The organism is Actinomycetes bacterium (genome assembly GCA_035489715.1).
Classification (GTDB): Bacteria; Actinomycetota; Actinomycetes; order JACCUZ01; family JACCUZ01; genus DATHAP01.
In genome coordinates this window covers 1-16,990 of record DATHAP010000183.1, presented here as the reverse complement: position 1 = coordinate 16,990, position 16,990 = coordinate 1, and the positions used below count along the sequence as shown (strand labels likewise).

Here is a 16,990-nt window from a genome sequence, read left to right as displayed (position 1 = left end):
GAACCCGGTCGCGGCCACCACCTGGTGCAGGCCTACGACCCGCTCCCCGCCGTCCCCGCCGTCGGCGTGGCCGCTTCCGCCGACGACCGTGACGGTGCTGCCGTCCGGCGAGAGCTCGAGCCGGGTGACGCCGAAGCCGGTCCGGTGCTCGAGCCGACCGCCCTCGACGGCCGCGCGCAGGTCGGCGCCCAGCCGGCCGCGCGCCGGGAGCTGATCGAGTCGCTCGCCGCCGTACAGCCGCTGCACGTCGCCCCGTCGGACCGCCCACACGACCTCGGTGCCGGCCACCTCCTCGGCCAGCCGGAGAAGGTCGAGCAGGGTGTTGGCCGCCGAGTGGCCCAAGCCGACCACCAGGGTGCGGCGACCGGCGAACTGGTCGCGGTCGGCGCCCAGGACGTCGGGCAGCGCGCCGACCACCCGGCCGGCCGTCACGGCCTCGGCCTCACCGAGGGCGGGCAGCCCGGACCGGCCGAGCGGGTTGCGCCTGGTCCAGGTGCCCGAGGCGTCGACGACGGCACGGGCGGTGAGGTCGGTCACCTCGCCGGTGCCGACGCCCTGCACCCGAACGACGAACGGCCGGGTGCCGCGGTCGGGCGTGCGTGCCTTGTCGAGACCGGCGCGGGAGACCCCGAGGACCCGGGCACCGGTCACCACGACCGGGCCGAGCGCCGCGGCCAGCGGCTCGAGGTAGTCGCGCACGATCTCCGCACCGGTCGGGAGCCGGTCTGTCGTCGGGCGGTTCCACCCGGTGGGCGCCAGCAGCTTGTCGGCGGCGGGGTCGACCAGGAGGTCCCACGGCGTGAACGTGCGGACGTGGCCCCAGGCCCGCACTGCCGCGCCGACCTGGTCGCCGGCCTCGAGGACGAGGACCGGGACGTCGTACGCCCTCAGGTTGGCCGCGGCCGCCAGCCCGACCGGCCCGGCCCCGATGACGACGACCGGCCGGACCGGGTCTCCCTGGCCGGGCCGCTCGATCGACTGCTGCACGGGTGCCTCCTCGCTGCGGCGCCGGACCCGGGCGCGCCTCTGACATCGACGGATCTCGATACAGCGACCACCTTGGACGCGGCATCGACGGATGTCAATGATTGACCAACGTCGATTTCTAACAGACCATGGGCGCATGCCGAAGCCGCTGCCCCTCCTCGAGCCGGTGCCCACTGCCGACGTCTGCTGCACACCGCTGGCGACCGCTCCGCTGAGCTCCGACGAGGCGGCCGACCTGGCGCTGCGGTTCAAGGCCCTGGCCGACCCCGGCCGGCTGCGGCTGCTGTCCCTGCTGATGGCCAGCGAGAGCGGCGAGTCCTGCACCTGCGACCTGACCGGGCTGCTCGGGCTGTCGCAGCCGACCGTCAGCCACCACCTCAAGAAGCTCGCCGAGGCCGGCCTGGTCACCGGCGAGCGGCGCGGTGTGTGGACCTGGTACCGCGTGCGGCCCGACGCCCTGGCCGGCATCGCGGCCGTCCTGACCAGCCGGGTGGCCTGACCGAGCTTCGGCGCCGCAAGCCGCGTCGAGCCGGGTCAGGCTGTGGCGGCCTCCCCGCGCGGCGTCACCACGAGCCAGGTGCCGCCGTACTCGACGATGTCGTGGCAGAGCACCTGCCCCGGCCCCTCGTGCGCGTAGTAGTACAGCGGATGCCCGCCGTAGGTGACCTGCTCCGAGCCGTCGCGTCGCTCGACCGTGCCGATCAGCCCGTCCCGGACGCCACCCGTCGCCTGCGGCCGGCCGTCGGCGAGGACGGGCGGCCAGGCCTCGGCGCACTCCCCGTAGCAGCGCGGCCGGGGGCTGCCCTCGCGGTCGAAGAGGTAGATGGCCTGCCGCCGGCCGTCGAAGAGCATCCGGCCGTACGCGCTGTCGCCCGTCCGGATCACCACCCCTGGCCGCCGGGCCGGTGCGGCCGACGCCGACGACGACTGCGACGAGAAGGACGGCGAGGTGGACGGCGAGTCGGACGGCGCAGCTGCTGACGAACCGCTGGACCCGACCGACCCGGCGCTCGGCCCGGCCTCCGCAGTCTCCGCGGTCTCTGCGGTGCCGGCGCTGTCGTCGCTGCCGGCGCAGCCGCCGGCCAGCAGGACCAGCCCGCCGACGAGGAGCCCGGCCAGCGCGGTGCGACGTACCCTCCGAGCGACGTGCACCCGCAGCCGACCCATGGCGCCCCTCCTCACGACCGTGCTGCGACAACGCCGGCGCTGCGCCGATCGTGCCGCGGCGCTCGAGAGCGGACGGTTCCAGCCGACTTCGTGTGCCCCGCGCACCGGACACGCCGCGGGTCCGGTGTGTCGAGTGCGCGGGTCCACAATGGAGCGTGCACCAGCACCACCAGGAGGCGAAGCAGCAGCGCGGCAGTGACCTCGCGCGGCAGAGCCGGCGCCTCAGCGTGGTGCTCGCGATCACCGTCACCGTGCTGCTCGCCGAGGTCGTCGGTGCGGTCGTCTCCGGCTCGCTGGCGCTGCTCGCCGACGCCGGGCACGGCCTGACCGACGCCGCCGGGCTGGCGCTCGCCCTCGTCGCGACCGCCTTCGCGCAGCGGCCCGCGACCCCACGGCGGACCTGGGGCTACCGCCGGGCTGAGGTGCTGGGGGCGGCGGCCCAGGCGGCGGTGCTGCTCGCGGTCGGCGTCTACGTCCTCGTCGAGGCGGTGCGGCGGCTGGCCGACCCGCCCGAGGTCGCGTCCGGCGCGATGCTCGTCTTCGGAGCGGTCGGCCTGGTCGGCAACCTGGTCGGGATCGCCGTGCTCGCCGGCTCGCGGTCCCAGAGCATGAACATGCGGGCCGCCTTCCTCGAGGTCGTCAACGACGCGCTCGGGTCGTTGGCGGTGCTCGTGGCGGCGGTCTGCATCGCGACTCTGGGCTGGGACCGCGCCGACGCCGTCGCCTCACTGGTGATCGGCCTGCTGATCCTGCCGCGCACCTGGCTGCTGCTGCGCGAGACCGTCGACGTGCTGCTCGAGTCGACGCCGCGCGGGCTCGACCTCGACGCGCTGCGGGCCCGGCTGCTCGCGATGGACCACGTGCGGGGCGTGCACGACCTGCACGCCACCCAGGTGGCCGCCAACCTTCCGGTCCTCACCGCGCACGTCGTGGTCGAGGACGTCTGCTTCCACGACGCCCACCTGCCGGCCTTGCTGGACGAGATGCAGACGTGCCTCGCCGACGAGTACGACGTCGAGCACAGCACCTTCCAGTTCGAGCGCGAGGTGCACGCCGAGCACGAGCACTCGACCCACCCCTGACGGCCACCACAGGACAGGAGTCGGTATGGACGACCGGGCGGCCAAGGACGAGGGCCGGTCGTTCCGGCCGAACCCACGTTTCGCGCAGGCCTACATCCGGGTGGCGCCCAAGGCCGACACACGCGGCGGGACCGGTCACCGCCGAGAGCTGCTGCCCGACCTGGCCGGCGTGGTATGCGAGGTCGGCGCCGGGTCAGGACTCAACTTCGCGCACTCCCCGGCGACCGTCACCCGGGTCGTCGCCGTGGAGCCCGAGCCGACGCTGCGACAGCACTCGGGCGGCTTCGCTCTCGCGGCACCGGTGCCGGTCGAGGTCGTGGACGGGACGTCCGGGGCCCTGCCTCTTGCGGACGAAAGCTGCGACGCCGGCGTCCTCTCCATGGTGATGTGCACGGTGCCGGACCCGGCCGCGACGCTGGCCGAGGTCCGCCGGGTCCTGCGCCGCCGGCGGCTGTCACCCCAACCGCGACCCGGTCGCCTCGCTAGGCGAGGCGGGCTTCGACGTCGTCGACGTCCACCGGTTCTGCTTCAGCGGGCAGCGCGGCGTCCCGCCGACCGCGCACGTGATCGGCCGGGCCGTCCTGCCGGTCTGACGTCAGCCGACCAGGGCGTAGGCACGGACCGGCCAGGTGCCGACGCCGCTCCAGGCGGGCGGGGCCGCGTGCAGCCGGGCGCCGCTGTCCGGGAGATCGGCGAGCCCGGTCAGGTGCTCGAGGATCAGCACGCCGGCCGCCAGCAGCCGGGTGTGCGCCGGGCGGCTGGCGTCCTCGAGATCGTCGATGTTGACGGCGTCGATGCCGACCAGCGCCGCGCGACGCTCGGCCAGCCACCCGGCGCCGTCACCGGTGAGAAAGGGCGCGTCCCGGGCGTAGTCCTCGCCGCCCCACGCCCGGTCGCCCCCGGTGTGCAGCAGGACGGCGGCGCCGGTCACCGCGTCGCCGGCCGCGTCCAGCGCCCCGGCCAGCACGTCCGGCCCGACGCCACGCTCGCTGCCGCGGGCGTCCACGACGAGCACCGGCAGGTCGGCGACCGCGGACAGCGGCAGGCTGGCCAGGTCGCCGCCGTCGGCGAACCGGTGGAACGGGCTGTCGAGGTAGGTGCCGGTGTTGCCGACGAGGGTGACCCGGTCGACCTGGAAGTCGGTGCCGCTGGATTCGCGGTACTGCTCCCGCGACCGGAAGGCCTCCCACGTCGGCCCGGGCAGGCCGGGATGGGTGAACATCCCCATCTCGACGCGGTGGCTGAGGTCGACGAGGCGAGCGGTCATACGTCAGCGTCGGTGGGGCCGTCGCGCTGGGTCAAGGGGACACCCGCGCGCTGATGGTGCATGTGCGTCGCGGCCGCGCCGTCCAGCCGGGCGGCGGACCCGGCTGACCGGGTGGCGTTGTTGCGCGCGGGCCAGGCGTGCCGCATCATTAGCACTCGACAGGTTGGAGTGCCAGACCGGAAGGGACGTGCGTTGCCGACGTACCAGTACGCGTGCACCGAGTGCGGCCACGGCTTCGAGGCGGTCCAGTCCTTCACCGACGACGCGCTGACGGTGTGCCCGCAGTGCACCGGGCGGCTGCGCAAGGTCTTCAACTCGGTCGGCATCGTGTTCAAGGGCTCCGGCTTCTACCGGACCGACAGCCGTGAGAAGGCGGACGCCGGCGCGGGCAAGGACGGCGCGAAGGACGGCGCCAAGGACGCCGCCGGGGCGAAGGCCGACGGGGCGGCGAAGGCCGACGGCAAGAAGTCCGACGGCCCGGCCGCCGGATCGTCGTCCGGCTCGGGCGGCTCGGGCAGCTCGGGCGGCTCCAGCGACTCGGGCTCCACCGGCTCCTCGTCGAGGACGACCACGTCGGCGTCGCGCTCGAGCAGCTCCAGCGGGTCGTCCGGCAGCGCCGCCTGAGCGCCTGACGCCGGGTGTGGACGGCGGTCCGGTCGCCGCCTGCCTCGTCGTTACGCTCCTGCCCCATGACCAGCCAGACCTCCCAGCCGTACGCCGGACCGCAGGCCGACATCGGCGTCATCGGCGGCTCCGGTCTCTACTCCCTGCTCGACGGCGAGACGGTCGAGGTGGACACGCCGTTCGGAGCGCCGAGCGACCCGCTGACGATCGCCGAGGTGGCCGGTCGCCGGATCGCGTTCGTGCCGCGGCACGGCCTGGACCACCGCTTCCCGCCGCACCGGGTCAACTACCGCGCCAACGTCTGGGCTCTGCGCGCGGTGGGGGCCCGGCAGGTGCTCGGCCCGTGCGCCGTCGGCTCGCTCAGGGCCGAGCACGGCGCCGGCACCGTGGTGGTGCCCGACCAGCTGGTGGACCGCACGTGGGGACGGGCGCACACCTTCTTCGACGAGCCAGGCCACGTGGTGCACCTGCCGTTCGCCGACCCCTACTGCCCTCAGGGCCGGGCGGCCGTCCTCGCGGCCGCACAGGGCGGCGAGCTGCCGGCGGTCGACGGCGGCACGGTCGTCGTCATCAACGGGCCCCGCTACTCGTCGCGCGCCGAGTCCCTGTGGCACCAGGCACAGGGCTGGTCGGTCGTCGGGATGACCGCCGCCCCGGAGGTGAGCCTGGCCCGGGAGCTGTCGATGTGCTTCACCACGACCGCTCTGGTCACCGATCTCGACGCCGGCCTCGAGCACGGTGAGGGTGTCACCCACGAGGAGGTGCTGCGCGTCTTCGGCGAGAACATCGACAAGGTGCGCGACCTGCTCATCGCCACCCTCGGCCGGCTGCCCGGCCCGGACGACGACTGTGGCTGCCGGCACGTCCTCGACGGCCAGCGGCTGCCCTTCGACCTGCCGTGACCGCCGGGCGGTCCGCGCGGTGATCCCGTCCCCCCACGGGCCGAGCCGGTCCGGGCGCTGGCTCCGCGAGCTGGTCCGGGCCGGCCGTTGGCACCGCCGGCTGCTCGCGTCCGGGCTCGCGGCAGGGGCGACGGCCGCCGCCCTGCAGGCACTGGAGCCCCCCGCTGCGCCGTCGGTCGTCGTCGTGACCGCCGCGCGCGACGTACCGGCAGGGTCACGCCTGGGCGACGCCGACCTCGCGACCGTGCGCTACCTGCCGGCAGCCGTACCTGACGGCGCCGTCACCGACCGGCACCAGGCGCTCGGCCGCACCCTGGTGTCCGGCGCCCGCCGCGGCGAGGCGATCACCGACGTCCGGCTGGCGGCGGTCGGCCGGGTCGAGGACGCGACAACCGGTCTCGTGCAGGTGCCGGTGCGGATCGCCGACCCGGAGGCGGTCGCCCTCCTGCGGCCCGGCGACATCGTGGACGTCCTCGGTGCGGGATCGCCCGGTGCCGGCGACGGCGGGCCGCAGTCCGCCCGCCTGCTCGCGTCGGCGGTGCGGGTCGTCACCGTCCCGCGGGTGGCCGAGTCGGCGACCGCGATCGCCGGCGACGGTGCCCTGGTGCTGCTCTCGACCTCGGCGGCGACCGCTTCGAGGCTGGCCGGCGCGGCGGTAACCGACCGGCTGTCCGTCGTGCTGCGCGGCCGGTGACAAGGCCACGCATCTCTGACAGCGTGTGCCCGCCACTGTCGATCTTCTCGGGAGGCACACGTGATCAAGGGGTTCAAGGACTTCCTGCTGCGCGGCAACGTCATCGACCTCGCAGTCGCGGTAATCCTGGGCACCGCGTTCGGTGCGGTCATCGCGGCGTTCGCCACCGACTTCATCGGCGGCCTGATCGGCGCGATCGGCGGCAGCCCCGACTTCGGGTCGGCAGGCTTCACGATCAACGACAGCCCCGTGATCCTCGGCTCGACGATCAACGCGCTGATCTACTTCCTCATCGTCTCGGCGGTCGTCTACTTCTTGGTCGTCGTGCCGGTCAACAAGCTGATGGAGCGGCGCAAGCGCGGCGAGGAACCGGAGGTGGCGACGCCCACCGAGGACATCCTGCTCCTCCAGGAGATCCGCGACCTGCTGCGCGAGCAGCGGGGCGGCGCCGGCGCCATCGGCGACAGCACCGGTCCCGGGTCGACCCTCGGCGGCGGACCGACGATCTGACCGGCGCACCACCGAGGGGACGCGCATCCGCGCTCACCAGTGCGGCGGCTTCTCCCTGATCAGCCGCTCGTCGTCGGCGAGCTCGTCACCGTCGGGATGGTCGCCCCAGCCTCGGTCCGTGTCGTCGGAGGTCTGCTCGGGCAGGACCTCCGCGCGGTCGTCGTCCCATCCCTGCCGCTCGCTCACGCCGTCCACCCTAGGCGCCCGTTAGCATCCAGCACCCGACCGCCCGCCGCCCGCCCGAACCCGAAGGAGCCGCCGGTGCCCCTGCCGGGACCGCTGCGCCGGCTGGCCGGCCGGGTGGCCCGTCGACTCGGGCTGGTGAGCGAGCGCACGGTCGCGCAGACCCGTCGCGACCTCGCGGCGATGCGCCGCCAGCGCGACGAGGCCCGGCAGAGGGCGAAGACTGTCCGCTCGGCCCGCGACGGGCAGCGGGAGCGGGCCGACGGCCTGGCCGCCGAGCTCGAGCGGGTCCGCGCGGCGGCTGCTCAGGCGAGCGGCCAGGACCCCACCGACCTGGCCTACCTCTTCGTCCTGACGTACGGCCGCTCCGGCTCGACGCTCCTGCAGGGCATCCTCTCGGCGACGCCGGGCATCACGATCCGCGGCGAGAACGGCGGCGTCGTCCAGCACCTGTTCGCGTTCCATGACACGGTGACCCGCCACCGCGACCGGCTCGCGCGCAGCGAGGTGCTGCCGCCGAGCCACCCCTGGTGGGGCATCGACGGCTACCCGGATCCGACAGCGCTGCGCGACATCCGCACCCTGCTGCTCGAGACGGTGCTGCGGCCGGAGCCGGACTGCCGGCTCGTCGGGTTCAAGGAGATCGACTGGCCGCAGGAGCGGCTGGCCGAGCTGCTCGGTTTCATGCGCGCCGTCTTCCCCGGCGCGCGGTTCGTCCTCAACACCCGCGACCTCGCGCAGGTCGCCGCGAGCAAGTGGTGGGCTCGCAGGCCGGACGCGCGCGGCGAGCTGCAGGCGATGGAGCAGCGGTACGTCGCCGCGCTGGACGAGCTTGGCGGCGACGCGTGGTACCGCGTCCACTACGACGAGTGGGTCGCCGACCCCGAGGTGCTGCGCGGCCTCTTCGACTGGCTCGGCGAGCCGTTCGACCTCACGCGGGTGCGGGCCGTGCTGGACGTGCCGCACTCGTACTGACGAACCCGACGGGTCAGACGGTCTCCGACCTCTGGCCGTGGTCCTTGACGAACGCCAGGGCGGTCTCGGCGACCTCGGCCCAGCCGTGGTCGATGACCAGCGAGTGGCCGCGGTCGGGCAGCTCGACGATCTCGGTCAGCCCCGGGTTGCGCTGCTGGCGCTTGAAGGACGCGTTGGCGATCGCCCACGGCACCGTGTTGTCCTTCTCGCCCGAGATGATGAGCAGCGGGCCGCGCTGCGGGTTCTTCGTGTCGACCTTGGCCTCGGTGAACGGGTTGAGGTTGGCCGCTGCGGCCTGGAAGAGCGGCACACCCGACGCGGCGACGTGGTACTCGGCGTAGAGCCGACGAGCCTCGTCCTCCGGCAGCGCGTTGGCCCAGCCGTAGCTGAACTGCTCGAAGGTCAGCGCGACGGCACGTCCGGCGTTGGCCGGGTTGGCGAGCACTGGAGCCGCCGACCTGAGCGACGACACCGGCAGCGGAAGCACGCCGCGGAAAGGCGCCGGGTCGATCGCGACGGTGGCGGCCGAGGCGCCCTCGCCGGCGAGCTTCTGCGCGATCAGGCCGCCGAACGAATGACCGACGATCGCGGGTGCGATCTCGAGCTGCCGGATCGCGTCGTGGTAGTGGTCGGTGACCTGCTGCACCATCTTGTGCGCGAACGCGCTCGGGTCCTGCCGGGCCGCCTCGACCGTCGCCGGGTCGTCCGGCCAGCCGGGGGCGATCGTGGCGTAGCCCGCGTCCTCGAACATCCGGCGCCACCGGTCCCAGCTGCTGGCGAGCAGCCACAGCCCGTGGACGAAGACGACCGGCTGGTGGCCGGAGGCGTTCGCCCGCTCGACCTCGGTCTGCTCCCGCTCGTTGAGGGTGTCGCTGCCGGTCGATGACATGAGGCCTCCGCACCTGGTCGACGGGGTCGGCGCCGAGCCGCTGTCCGGAGCCTCGTCCGGTGCCGGTGACCCGGCAAGGGCCGGCCCACCGGCCGGACGGCCGACGAGAAGCGAAGCGCTTGCTCTGCTAACAGTAACGATATATCGTTAGCGTCACGTGAATGTCCCGTACAACCGAAGGGAGCTCCCCATGGGAGACCTGAGAGAGCGCGGCGGCCGCAACGGCCGCCGCTACCACCACCCCCGCGGCCACCGGCCGCCGTTCGGCGACGGGCCCGAGATCCGCCGCCGCCGCGGCGGGCGGGGCCGCCGACCGCGCGGCGACGTCCGCGCCGCCGTGCTGCTGCTCGTCGCCGAGCAGCCGATGCACGGCTACCAGATCATGCAGGCGATCGCCGAGCGCACCGGCGGCGTGTGGGCCCCCAGCCCCGGTGCCGTCTACCCGGCGATCAACCTGCTCGAGGACGAGGGCCTGGTCGTCGTGACGGCCGAGAGCGGTCGCCGGCTGGTCACCCTGACCGACGCCGGCCGCGAGCACGTGGCCGAGCACTCCGCCGAATGGGCCGACCCGTTCGGCGGCACCGGGGAGCCGGAGCCGGGCGCCGACCTGCGCCGATTGATGCACGAGCTGGCCGACGCGGCGCGCCAGGTCGGCCGGGCCGGCGACGACGCGCAGCGCGCCGCCGCCGCAACGATCCTCACCGACGCCCGTCGCTCGCTCTACCTGCTGCTCGCCGACGGGCCGCCGGAGCCGACGACCTGACCGCCGCGCTCCGACGTCGGCGCGGCCCGCCACCAGTCGGACCCGGGGACTAGCGTCGCGGCCGTGCCGGTCCACCAGCTCTCGCGCACCGACGCCCGGCGCATCGCGGTGCGTGCGCAGCTGCTCGACGCGGACCGGCCGAGCGACCTCCTCGAGGTGGTCCGGCACCTGACGGTCCTGCAGAACGACCCGACGGCGCACGTCGCACCCAGCGCCGACCTCGTGCTGTGGAGCAGGATCGGTCCGTCGTACGTCGCCGACGAGCTCGTCTCGGCGATCGACAACCAGCTGCTGATCGAGCTGCACATGCTGCTGCGGCCCCGCGAGGACCTGCGGCTGCACACCGCCGAGATGGCGGCCTGGCCGGGGCCGGGCGAGCTGACGCCGTGGCAGCAGGACATCGAGGCGTGGCTCGAGGCGAACGAGGAGTGCCGCACCGACATCATCGAGCGGTTGCGGATGGACGGCCCCCTCCCGATCCGTGAGCTGCCCGATACCACCGTGGTGCCGTGGCGGTCGAGCGGCTGGACCGACGACAAGAACGTCTCCAAGATGGTGGACCACATGGTGGCCTGCGGCGACATCGCCTGCTCGGGCCGGGAGGGCCGCGAGCGGCTGTGGGACCTCGCCGAGCGGGTCTATCCCGACGACGAGCCGGTGCCGTACGACGAGGCGGTGCGGCAGCGCGACGAGCGCCGGCTGCGGGCCTTGGGCATCGCCCGGTCGACGGCGACCGCCACGCCGAACGAGCCCAACCACGTCGGCCGCGCCGGCGAGGAGGCGGTCGTCGACGGCGTCCGTGGACGGTGGCGGGTCGATTCGCAGCAGCTCGACCGTCTCGGCGAGCGGTTCCGCGGCCGCGCGGCCGTGCTGTCGCCGCTGGACCGGCTGGTCTACGACCGCAAGCGGATGACCGAGCTCTTCGAGTTCGACTACCAGCTCGAGATGTACAAGCCGGTGGGCAAGCGGCGGTGGGGCTACTGGGCGATGCCGGTCCTCTACGACGACCGGCTGGTCGGCAAGGTCGACGCCACCGCCGACCGCGACCGCGGTGTGCTGCAGGTCGACGCCATCCACCGGGACGGCCGGTGGAGCAAGGCGATGGTCATGGCCGTCGACCGCGAGGTCAGGGACCTCGCCCGCTGGCTCGGGCTCGAGCTGGACGACCAGCGGGACCTGGTCTGAGCCCTGTCCCCGAGAGACCGGCTAGCATCTCGTCGACCATCACCTGGTTGCCCGCGAGATCGGGGGTCTTCGGGCCGAACACCCAGGACCAGATGACGGTCACGCCGCCGCCCGGCTGGTCGAGCAGGGGTGTAGCTGCCCGCAAGTGTGGGCGCCGAGTACATGGTGGTGCCGCGCCGCTGGAACGTCGGCGCAACCATCAGGCCGAGCCCCTTGCGCGCCGGCAGCGGCGAGCCCTTGCGGAATGACCCGGTCACCCGCCAGGCGCTATGCCCCCCGGTGCCGACGCAGGTCACCTCCGTGTCCGTCAGGAACCCGCGTCCGGCGAGCCAGTGAGCCATCGACCGCGCCGTCGTCCTGGCCGAGGGGTTCCGGCTCCAGCTGGGGAAGCCGTCGAAGGTCGCGGTGGCCGCCAGCGGGAGCGCGTCAGAGTGACGCTGCACGGGACCGCCTCCGCCGGTGCGCCGGGATCGGCTGCCGGGATGCTCGCCTGGCGTCTCACACGCACCAGAGCCCCTCGGCGGTTGACACGGCTACCCGAGCTGGTTGGTCAGTGCCCACGCGGCGGCTGCGGACCGGGTCGGGACGCCGAGCTTGGTCCGCGCGTTGGCGACGTGGCGGTGCACCGTGTGCGGGCTGAGCAGCAGCTGCTCGGCGATCTGCGCGTCGGTCTGGCCTTGCGCGACGAGGGCGAGCACCTGCCGCTCGCGGGCGGTGAGCACCGGTCCGGCTCGCTCGCGAGCCGGCCGACGCGGTGTCGGCACCCGGCCGGCGAGGAAGGCGAGCACGGCGTCGAGCACCGGCCGCGGCTCACCCATCCAGGGGAAGTGGTGCTCGCCCGGCAGCTCGAGGAACGTGGATGCCGGCACCAGCGCCGCGACCTGCCGGCCGAGGGCGAACGGGATGGCCCGGTCGTCGCGCCGGTGCAGCACCAGGGTGGGGAGGCGCACCTGGCGGAGGTAGGTCGTGGAGTCGAACGCGTAGACCGCGCGCAGCGACGCCGCTGCCGTCGCGGGCGTCGCCGACCGGCGCTGGAAGTCGACGAAGGCGTCACGCTCGGCCGCTGTCGCAGCGGGCAGGAAGAGGTCGGTGAGCACCCGCGAGCCGAGCCCCCAGTGCTGCTCGACGACGGACAGCAGGGTGGCGCGGGCCTGCGGCGACGCGATGTCTTCACCCCGGGCGTACGCCCCGTAGAGCACCAGCCGGGCGACCCGGTCGGGGTTCTCCGCCGCGTACGCCGCGGCGACCCCGCACCCGGCGGACGCGCCGAGCAGCGACACCGGCCCACCGACGAGGTCGGGCTCCTCGGCCGCGAGGTGGTCGAGCAGCCCGGTGAGGACGGTCAGCTCGCCGGCCAGCGTCTCCGGGACCGGCCCGCGCCGGTCGGACCGGCCGGAGCCGGGCCGGTCGTAGCGGATCACCGTGTGGTGCGCGGCCAGCGCGGCGGCGAACGCCCGGAACGCCTCGTCGGCCCAGTCCAGCGTCAGGTGGCTGCTCCACCAGCCGCCCATGACGAGGACCGGGCCGTGACCGACGGCGGTCCAGGCGATCTGGCGCCCGCCGACCTCGGCGTAGCGCACGACCTGGTCCTCGACCCGCACCCGCCCAGCGTAGGAGCGAGCACGCCCGGCCGCCTCATGGTTGCCACAGCGCCCGGCGCGGGTCGGCGGGTGGATGCTTGCGTCCGTGCGAGACGACAAGGCGGCCATCCTGCGGTTCGCCGGCCACGAGCTGGACCGCTCGCGCTTCGAGCTGCGCCGCGCCGGCGAGCCGGTGCCGATCGAGCCGCAGGCGCTCGACGTCCTGGCGTACCTGGCGATGCACCACGACCGCGTCGTCACGCGGGAGGAGCTGCTCGACCACGTCTGGGGCGACCGGTTCGTCAGCGCCTCGGCTGTCTCCACCCGGATCAAGGACGCTCGGCGCGCCGTGGGAGACGACGGCGAGCTGCAAGCCGTCATCAAGACCGTGCACGGGCGAGGGTTCCGCCTGGTCTGCGACGTGGAAGAGGTCACCGACGAGGCCTCACCGGACGCCGTCGCCGCCCTGCCCGGACGGTCGTTGCGCCGGATGGCGAGCACCTTCGTCGGACGCGACGAGGAGCTGGACTCCCTGTCCGAGCTGTTGAGCCGCGCCCGGTTGCTGACGCTGTGCGGACCGGGAGGCATCGGCAAGACCCGGCTCGCTCTGGAGCTGGCTTCGCGAGTGTCTCGGCGGTATGCCGACGGGGCACGGCTGCTCGAACTGGCCGAGCTGCCCGACGGCGCCGACGTGGTCGCCACCGTTGCAGCCGCGGCCGGCGTGCAGCAGCGCCCGGGCACGGAGCTGGTCGATCGCGTCGTCGACGCCCTCGCCGGCCGGCACGTTCTGCTGGTGGTGGACAACTGCGAGCACGTGGCCGGCAGCGCGGCCACCCTGGTCCGCCGCCTGGTCGAGGCGACGGGCGGTGTCGACGTCCTCGCGACCGGTCGCCACCCCCTGCACCTCGACGGCGAGCAGGTGTGGCCGGTCCGACCGCTCCCCTGGTCCACTGCCGGCTCCTCGGCCGCGATTCAGCTCTTCCTCGACCGCGCGGCCTCACTGGATCGCACCGGTTGGGTCGACTCGCTCGACCTGGCGCAGGTGGAGCGCGTCTGCGAGATGGTGGACGGCATCCCGCTGTGCATCGAGCTGGCCGCGTCACGAGCCCGGCACGTCGGCCTCGGCGCGCTGCTCGACGAGCTCGGCGACGCCATCCCGCTCGTCGCCATCGGCCGGGCGGACCGCCACCACTCGGCACAGTCCGTCATCGCCTGGTCCCACGACCGGCTCCCCCAGGAGCCCCGGGTGCTGTTCGACCGGGTGTCGCTCTTCGCCGGTCCCTTCGAGGCCTCGGCTGCTGCTCGGCTGGCGGGCGCGGAGGACGAGCGGGCGGCGGCGGACCTGCTCTCGGTCCTCGTAGACCGTTCCATGGTCACCGTGGACCACCGGGGCCTCGCTGCCCGGTACCGCGTGCTCGCCCCGCTGCGCGACTTCGGCCGTCACCAGCTCGAGCAGTCCGCGGACAACGACGTCGTGCACCGCCGGCATCTGGAATGGGTGGTGTCCGGGGCCTCGGCGGCCGACGAGGCGCTGCGCGGGCCGGCCGGCGCGGCTGCCATGATCACCCTCGAGGGGCTGGTGCCCGAGCTGCCGCGTGCCCGCCTGACCGTCGCTGCCCACGACGATGCGACGGCGAAGGAGGAGTTGGCCCGCGCGCTGCTCGTCTTCGGGCAGGAGCAGGGGCGGGTCGAGCTGCTCATGCCACAACCGCTCGACGCGGATGCCGCGCCCGTCTGCCAGGCGGCGGCAGCTGTCGCCGGGTGGCAGCTGGGCGACATCGACGCCGCCACGGCCGGTGCGCAGCGAGCAGTCGACCGGGCCACCCATGTCCGTGACGCCGCCCTGGCCCGCCTCAGCCTGGCCGGGGTCTGCCAGGTGAGGGGTGACCATGAACGTGCCGTGCAGCTGGGACGGGAGATGTCGGACCTCGCCGTGCGCGGCGACGACCCGCTGCTGGGCACCATGGCCCATGTGGTCCAGGCGCTGTCCTGCGCCGCGCTCGGCCGGACGGCAGACGCGGTGCGCGAGGCCGAGCGCTCGGCCGGGATCGCCCAGCAGTCCGGATCTCCCTTGGCTTCCGGCTGGGCGGCCTACGCGCAGGGCGAGGCCCGGCTAGAGCGCGATCCCGGCCAGGCGCTCGACTACCTGGAGCGCGCCCGCGCCCTGGGACGTAGTGCCGGCAGCAGGTTGCTGACGGGCGTCGCCGGGTTGTCCTGGGTGAGCCTGCGCGCCCGCTCGACGACCGATGAAGAGTCGCTGGCGGGGTTCACCGAGATCATCGATCATTGGGCACGGGCAGGAACTGCCGTGCACCAGTGGACGACGCTGCGCAACCTCGTCCAGGTCCTCGCGCAGCGCGGTGCCGACGAGGACGCCGCCCGCTTGCACAGCGCGCTGACGGCATCGCCGCGTGGCGCGGCACCCCAGGGCGCCGAGGCCGCCCGGCTGGCTGACGAGATGCGCCGCGTCGAGGCACGACTCGGGCCCCAGCGCTTCTCCGAGCTGACGGCCGACGGCGCGCGCTGGTCCGACGCCGAGGTGGTCGCCCGCTCCCGCGCGGCCTGCCGCGTGGGAGCCGGCGCCATCCCCCCGGACTGAGGCGCAGGCGGCGGATGCCGTGGCGGGCTCAGAGACGATAGAAGCGCCAGAAGGGGTGCTCGACGTCGAGGACCTCGACGCCCGGGTAGCCGGCGGCCGACGCCCAGGCGCGGACGGTGTCGGTGCGCAGCACCGTGCCGTTGGGGTCGCCGGCGTGCTCGGCAGTGGTGGCGGGCAGGCAGTGCAGCACGCTCATCGCGTACTTGAGGCGCTGGTCCTCGTCGGCCGGCGCGACGAGCTCGTCGGCGCCGGCCTCGTCGCCGACGAGGACCGCGCCGTCGTCATCGAGCAGCCCGCGGACCGCAGCGAGCGCGTCGGCCGGCCGGCCCATGTCGTGCAGCGCCTGGAAGACCGTCACCAGCGTCACCGGGCGGCCGTCGGTGGCGGCCCGGAGAGCGCTCTGGTCGGCGGCGTTCGCGGTCGCGAAGGTCACCCGGTCGGCGACGCCGTACTCCCGTGCGTGCCGACGCGCGGCCTCGGCCGATGCCGGGTCCAGGTCGACGCCGACGACGGTCGCGAGCGGGAACTCCTTGGCGAGCGCGATGCTCGACCAGCCCTCGCCGCTGCCGAGGTCGAGCACGACACCCCCGTCGAGGTCGAGCCGGTCCGCGACGTCGGGCAGCGCACCCACCCACGAGCGGATGCCGTGGACGAAGCCGGGCCGGTTGATCGCCGCGATGGCGGCACGCAGGTCATCGCCGAAGGAGTCGTAGGCGACTCCCCCACCGCGCAGGTGGGCGTCCGCGACGGCGGGTACGGCGGCAGCGACCGCCTGCAGCAGCTGACCGGCGGCGCCGAAGTGCGCCGGGTGGGTCGGCTGGAGCAGCACCGGGACGTGCTCCGCCGGCAAGGCGTAGCTGCGGTCGGCCGACGAGGAGCCGGCCACGATGTCGAGGAAGCCGGCCGCGGCCTGCTGCTCGAGCCACTCCCGCGCGTACCGTTCGCTGATGCCGGTCGCCGCGGCCAGACCGGCCGGGCTGAGGGCGGCGTGCTCGGAGAGCGCCTGGTAGAGGCCGGCGCGACGGCCGAGCTCGATCGTGAGCAGCTCGACGCCGCCGGTGAAGGACGCGAGCAGCCGGCCGACGAGCTCCTCGACTCGCGAGACGTCGACGTCGTCGGACTGCTGGGTCGGGTTGCCTGTCAGGTCGATGGTTGTCATGCCGACAACGCTGCTCGGCGGCGCGACGTACGGCATCGCCGGAAGCGGCCAGCCCGCATGGCCGGATCCGGCCATGCCGGCAGGCGAGGAGGCGCTCCGGAGACGGATCGCGGTGCAGTGGCCGCGCTCGCCCTCCGGAGACCCCGTAGGCTCCGCGGTGGCCCATCATGGCCCCCCGGCCCCCGTAGGACATGCGGAAAACCCCCACCGGACCCCCATTTGAGCGTGCGCTTCGCCGACCTCGGAGCCGCCTGGAAGTGACTCGGGGCAAATTCGGAAGTGCAGTTCGTTGCTCCAGCCGCTGGGCGCCAGTACTGGCCTGAGCAACGCGGAGGCCGCGGCGCGAGCCCCTGGCTAAGAAACCCTGATGGTTACGACGCAAAGCTTCCGCCATCCCTAGGCGCCCCTCCGAACGGCTCACTGG

Annotated in this window: 17 protein-coding genes and 1 pseudogene; 11 read left to right on the top strand and 7 right to left on the bottom strand. The window is 74.1% G+C overall.

Features of this window, described 5'->3' with window-relative positions:
• The coding region (locus tag VK640_14950; protein HTE74478.1) for an NAD(P)-binding protein at positions 1-987 on the bottom strand (987 nt) is incomplete at its 3' end.
• A gap of 136 nt (positions 988-1,123) precedes the next feature.
• Here VK640_14950 and VK640_14945 point away from each other — a divergent pair.
• A complete protein-coding gene (locus tag VK640_14945; GenBank protein ID HTE74477.1) occupies positions 1,124-1,486 on the top strand; it encodes a metalloregulator ArsR/SmtB family transcription factor in 363 nt (120 codons plus the stop codon).
• Positions 1,487-1,521: 35 nt separating this feature from the next.
• Here the strand turns inward: VK640_14945 and VK640_14940 are convergent, their stop codons facing one another.
• Positions 1,522-2,154 (bottom strand): hypothetical protein, encoded by a 633-nt coding sequence (locus VK640_14940; GenBank protein HTE74476.1) that lies wholly within the window; start codon positions 2,152-2,154, stop codon positions 1,522-1,524.
• Between the two features lie 155 nt (positions 2,155-2,309).
• Here VK640_14940 and VK640_14935 point away from each other — a divergent pair, with 155 nt between their 5' ends.
• Complete coding sequence (locus VK640_14935; protein ID HTE74475.1) at positions 2,310-3,236, top strand: cation diffusion facilitator family transporter; 927 nt, start codon at positions 2,310-2,312, stop codon at positions 3,234-3,236.
• Positions 3,237-3,261: 25 nt separating this feature from the next.
• Positions 3,262-3,621: pseudogene (locus tag VK640_14930) on the top strand (methyltransferase domain-containing protein).
• Positions 3,622-3,831: 210 nt separating this feature from the next.
• On the opposite strand, the gene VK640_14925 reads toward VK640_14930, so the two are convergent.
• Positions 3,832-4,503 (bottom strand): cyclase family protein, encoded by a 672-nt coding sequence (locus tag VK640_14925; GenBank protein HTE74474.1) that lies wholly within the window; start codon positions 4,501-4,503, stop codon positions 3,832-3,834.
• Positions 4,504-4,695: 192 nt separating this feature from the next.
• Here VK640_14925 and VK640_14920 point away from each other — a divergent pair, with 192 nt between their 5' ends.
• The 4 genes from VK640_14920 (at position 4,696) to mscL (ending at position 7,233) form a co-directional block, all read left to right on the top strand.
• On the top strand, positions 4,696-5,127 hold the full coding sequence (locus VK640_14920; protein HTE74473.1) for an FmdB family zinc ribbon protein: 432 nt from the start codon (positions 4,696-4,698) through the stop codon (positions 5,125-5,127).
• Between the two features lie 65 nt (positions 5,128-5,192).
• Positions 5,193-6,029, top strand: a complete 837-nt coding sequence (locus VK640_14915; GenBank protein HTE74472.1) for an S-methyl-5'-thioadenosine phosphorylase — start codon at positions 5,193-5,195, stop codon at positions 6,027-6,029.
• 19 nt (positions 6,030-6,048) lie between these two features.
• Positions 6,049-6,723 carry an SAF domain-containing protein gene (locus VK640_14910; protein ID HTE74471.1) on the top strand — a complete coding sequence of 225 codons (675 nt, stop codon included), beginning with the start codon at positions 6,049-6,051 and terminating at the stop codon, positions 6,721-6,723.
• A gap of 60 nt (positions 6,724-6,783) precedes the next feature.
• The gene (mscL, locus tag VK640_14905; protein HTE74470.1) at positions 6,784-7,233 is read left to right on the top strand and encodes a large conductance mechanosensitive channel protein MscL; all 450 of its coding nucleotides are present in this window, start codon (positions 6,784-6,786) and stop codon (positions 7,231-7,233) included.
• Positions 7,234-7,266: 33 nt separating this feature from the next.
• Here mscL and VK640_14900 read toward each other — a convergent pair whose 3' ends face one another.
• Positions 7,267-7,419 carry a hypothetical protein gene (locus VK640_14900; GenBank protein ID HTE74469.1) on the bottom strand — a complete coding sequence of 51 codons (153 nt, stop codon included), beginning with the start codon at positions 7,417-7,419 and terminating at the stop codon, positions 7,267-7,269.
• 75 nt (positions 7,420-7,494) lie between these two features.
• Here VK640_14900 and VK640_14895 point away from each other — a divergent pair, with 75 nt between their 5' ends.
• Positions 7,495-8,391, top strand: coding sequence for a sulfotransferase (locus VK640_14895; protein HTE74468.1), 897 nt, complete (start codon positions 7,495-7,497; stop codon positions 8,389-8,391).
• A gap of 13 nt (positions 8,392-8,404) precedes the next feature.
• On the opposite strand, the gene VK640_14890 is transcribed toward VK640_14895, so the two are convergent.
• Positions 8,405-9,280 (bottom strand): alpha/beta hydrolase, encoded by an 876-nt coding sequence (locus VK640_14890; GenBank protein HTE74467.1) that lies wholly within the window; start codon positions 9,278-9,280, stop codon positions 8,405-8,407.
• A 190-nt stretch (positions 9,281-9,470) separates the two neighbouring features.
• On the opposite strand from VK640_14890, the gene VK640_14885 reads away from it, so the two are divergent.
• The gene (locus VK640_14885) at positions 9,471-10,043 is read left to right on the top strand and encodes a PadR family transcriptional regulator (protein HTE74466.1); all 573 of its coding nucleotides are present in this window, start codon (positions 9,471-9,473) and stop codon (positions 10,041-10,043) included.
• 63 nt (positions 10,044-10,106) lie between these two features.
• Complete coding sequence (locus VK640_14880; GenBank protein HTE74465.1) at positions 10,107-11,228, top strand: crosslink repair DNA glycosylase YcaQ family protein; 1,122 nt, start codon at positions 10,107-10,109, stop codon at positions 11,226-11,228.
• Positions 11,229-11,761: 533 nt separating this feature from the next.
• Here the strand turns inward: VK640_14880 and VK640_14875 are convergent.
• On the bottom strand, positions 11,762-12,829 hold the full coding sequence (locus tag VK640_14875; protein HTE74464.1) for an alpha/beta fold hydrolase: 1,068 nt from the start codon (positions 12,827-12,829) through the stop codon (positions 11,762-11,764).
• A gap of 85 nt (positions 12,830-12,914) precedes the next feature.
• Between VK640_14875 and VK640_14870 the strand changes: the two genes are divergently transcribed.
• Positions 12,915-15,407: a winged helix-turn-helix domain-containing protein gene (locus VK640_14870; protein HTE74463.1), complete on the top strand. Its 2,493-nt coding sequence runs from the start codon at positions 12,915-12,917 to the stop codon at positions 15,405-15,407.
• 28 nt (positions 15,408-15,435) lie between these two features.
• Here the strand turns inward: VK640_14870 and VK640_14865 are convergent, their stop codons facing one another.
• Positions 15,436-16,566 carry a class I SAM-dependent methyltransferase gene (locus VK640_14865; GenBank protein ID HTE74462.1) on the bottom strand — a complete coding sequence of 377 codons (1,131 nt, stop codon included), beginning with the start codon at positions 16,564-16,566 and terminating at the stop codon, positions 15,436-15,438.
• Between the last annotated feature and the right edge of the window lie 424 nt (positions 16,567-16,990).

Excerpts from the sequence above, each read along its gene's own strand:
- VK640_14945 (HTE74477.1), top strand. The coding sequence starts at position 1,124 with ATGCCGAAGCCGCTGCCCCTCCTCGAGCCGGTGCCCACTGCCGACGTC.
- VK640_14940 (HTE74476.1), bottom strand. The coding sequence starts at position 2,154 with ATGGGTCGGCTGCGGGTGCACGTCGCTCGGAGGGTACGTCGCACCGCG.
- VK640_14925 (HTE74474.1), bottom strand. The coding sequence starts at position 4,503 with ATGACCGCTCGCCTCGTCGACCTCAGCCACCGCGTCGAGATGGGGATG.
- VK640_14915 (HTE74472.1), top strand. The coding sequence starts at position 5,193 with ATGACCAGCCAGACCTCCCAGCCGTACGCCGGACCGCAGGCCGACATC.
- VK640_14890 (HTE74467.1), bottom strand. The coding sequence starts at position 9,280 with ATGTCATCGACCGGCAGCGACACCCTCAACGAGCGGGAGCAGACCGAG.
- VK640_14885 (HTE74466.1), top strand. The coding sequence starts at position 9,471 with ATGGGAGACCTGAGAGAGCGCGGCGGCCGCAACGGCCGCCGCTACCAC.
- VK640_14865 (HTE74462.1), bottom strand. The coding sequence starts at position 16,566 with ATGACAACCATCGACCTGACAGGCAACCCGACCCAGCAGTCCGACGAC.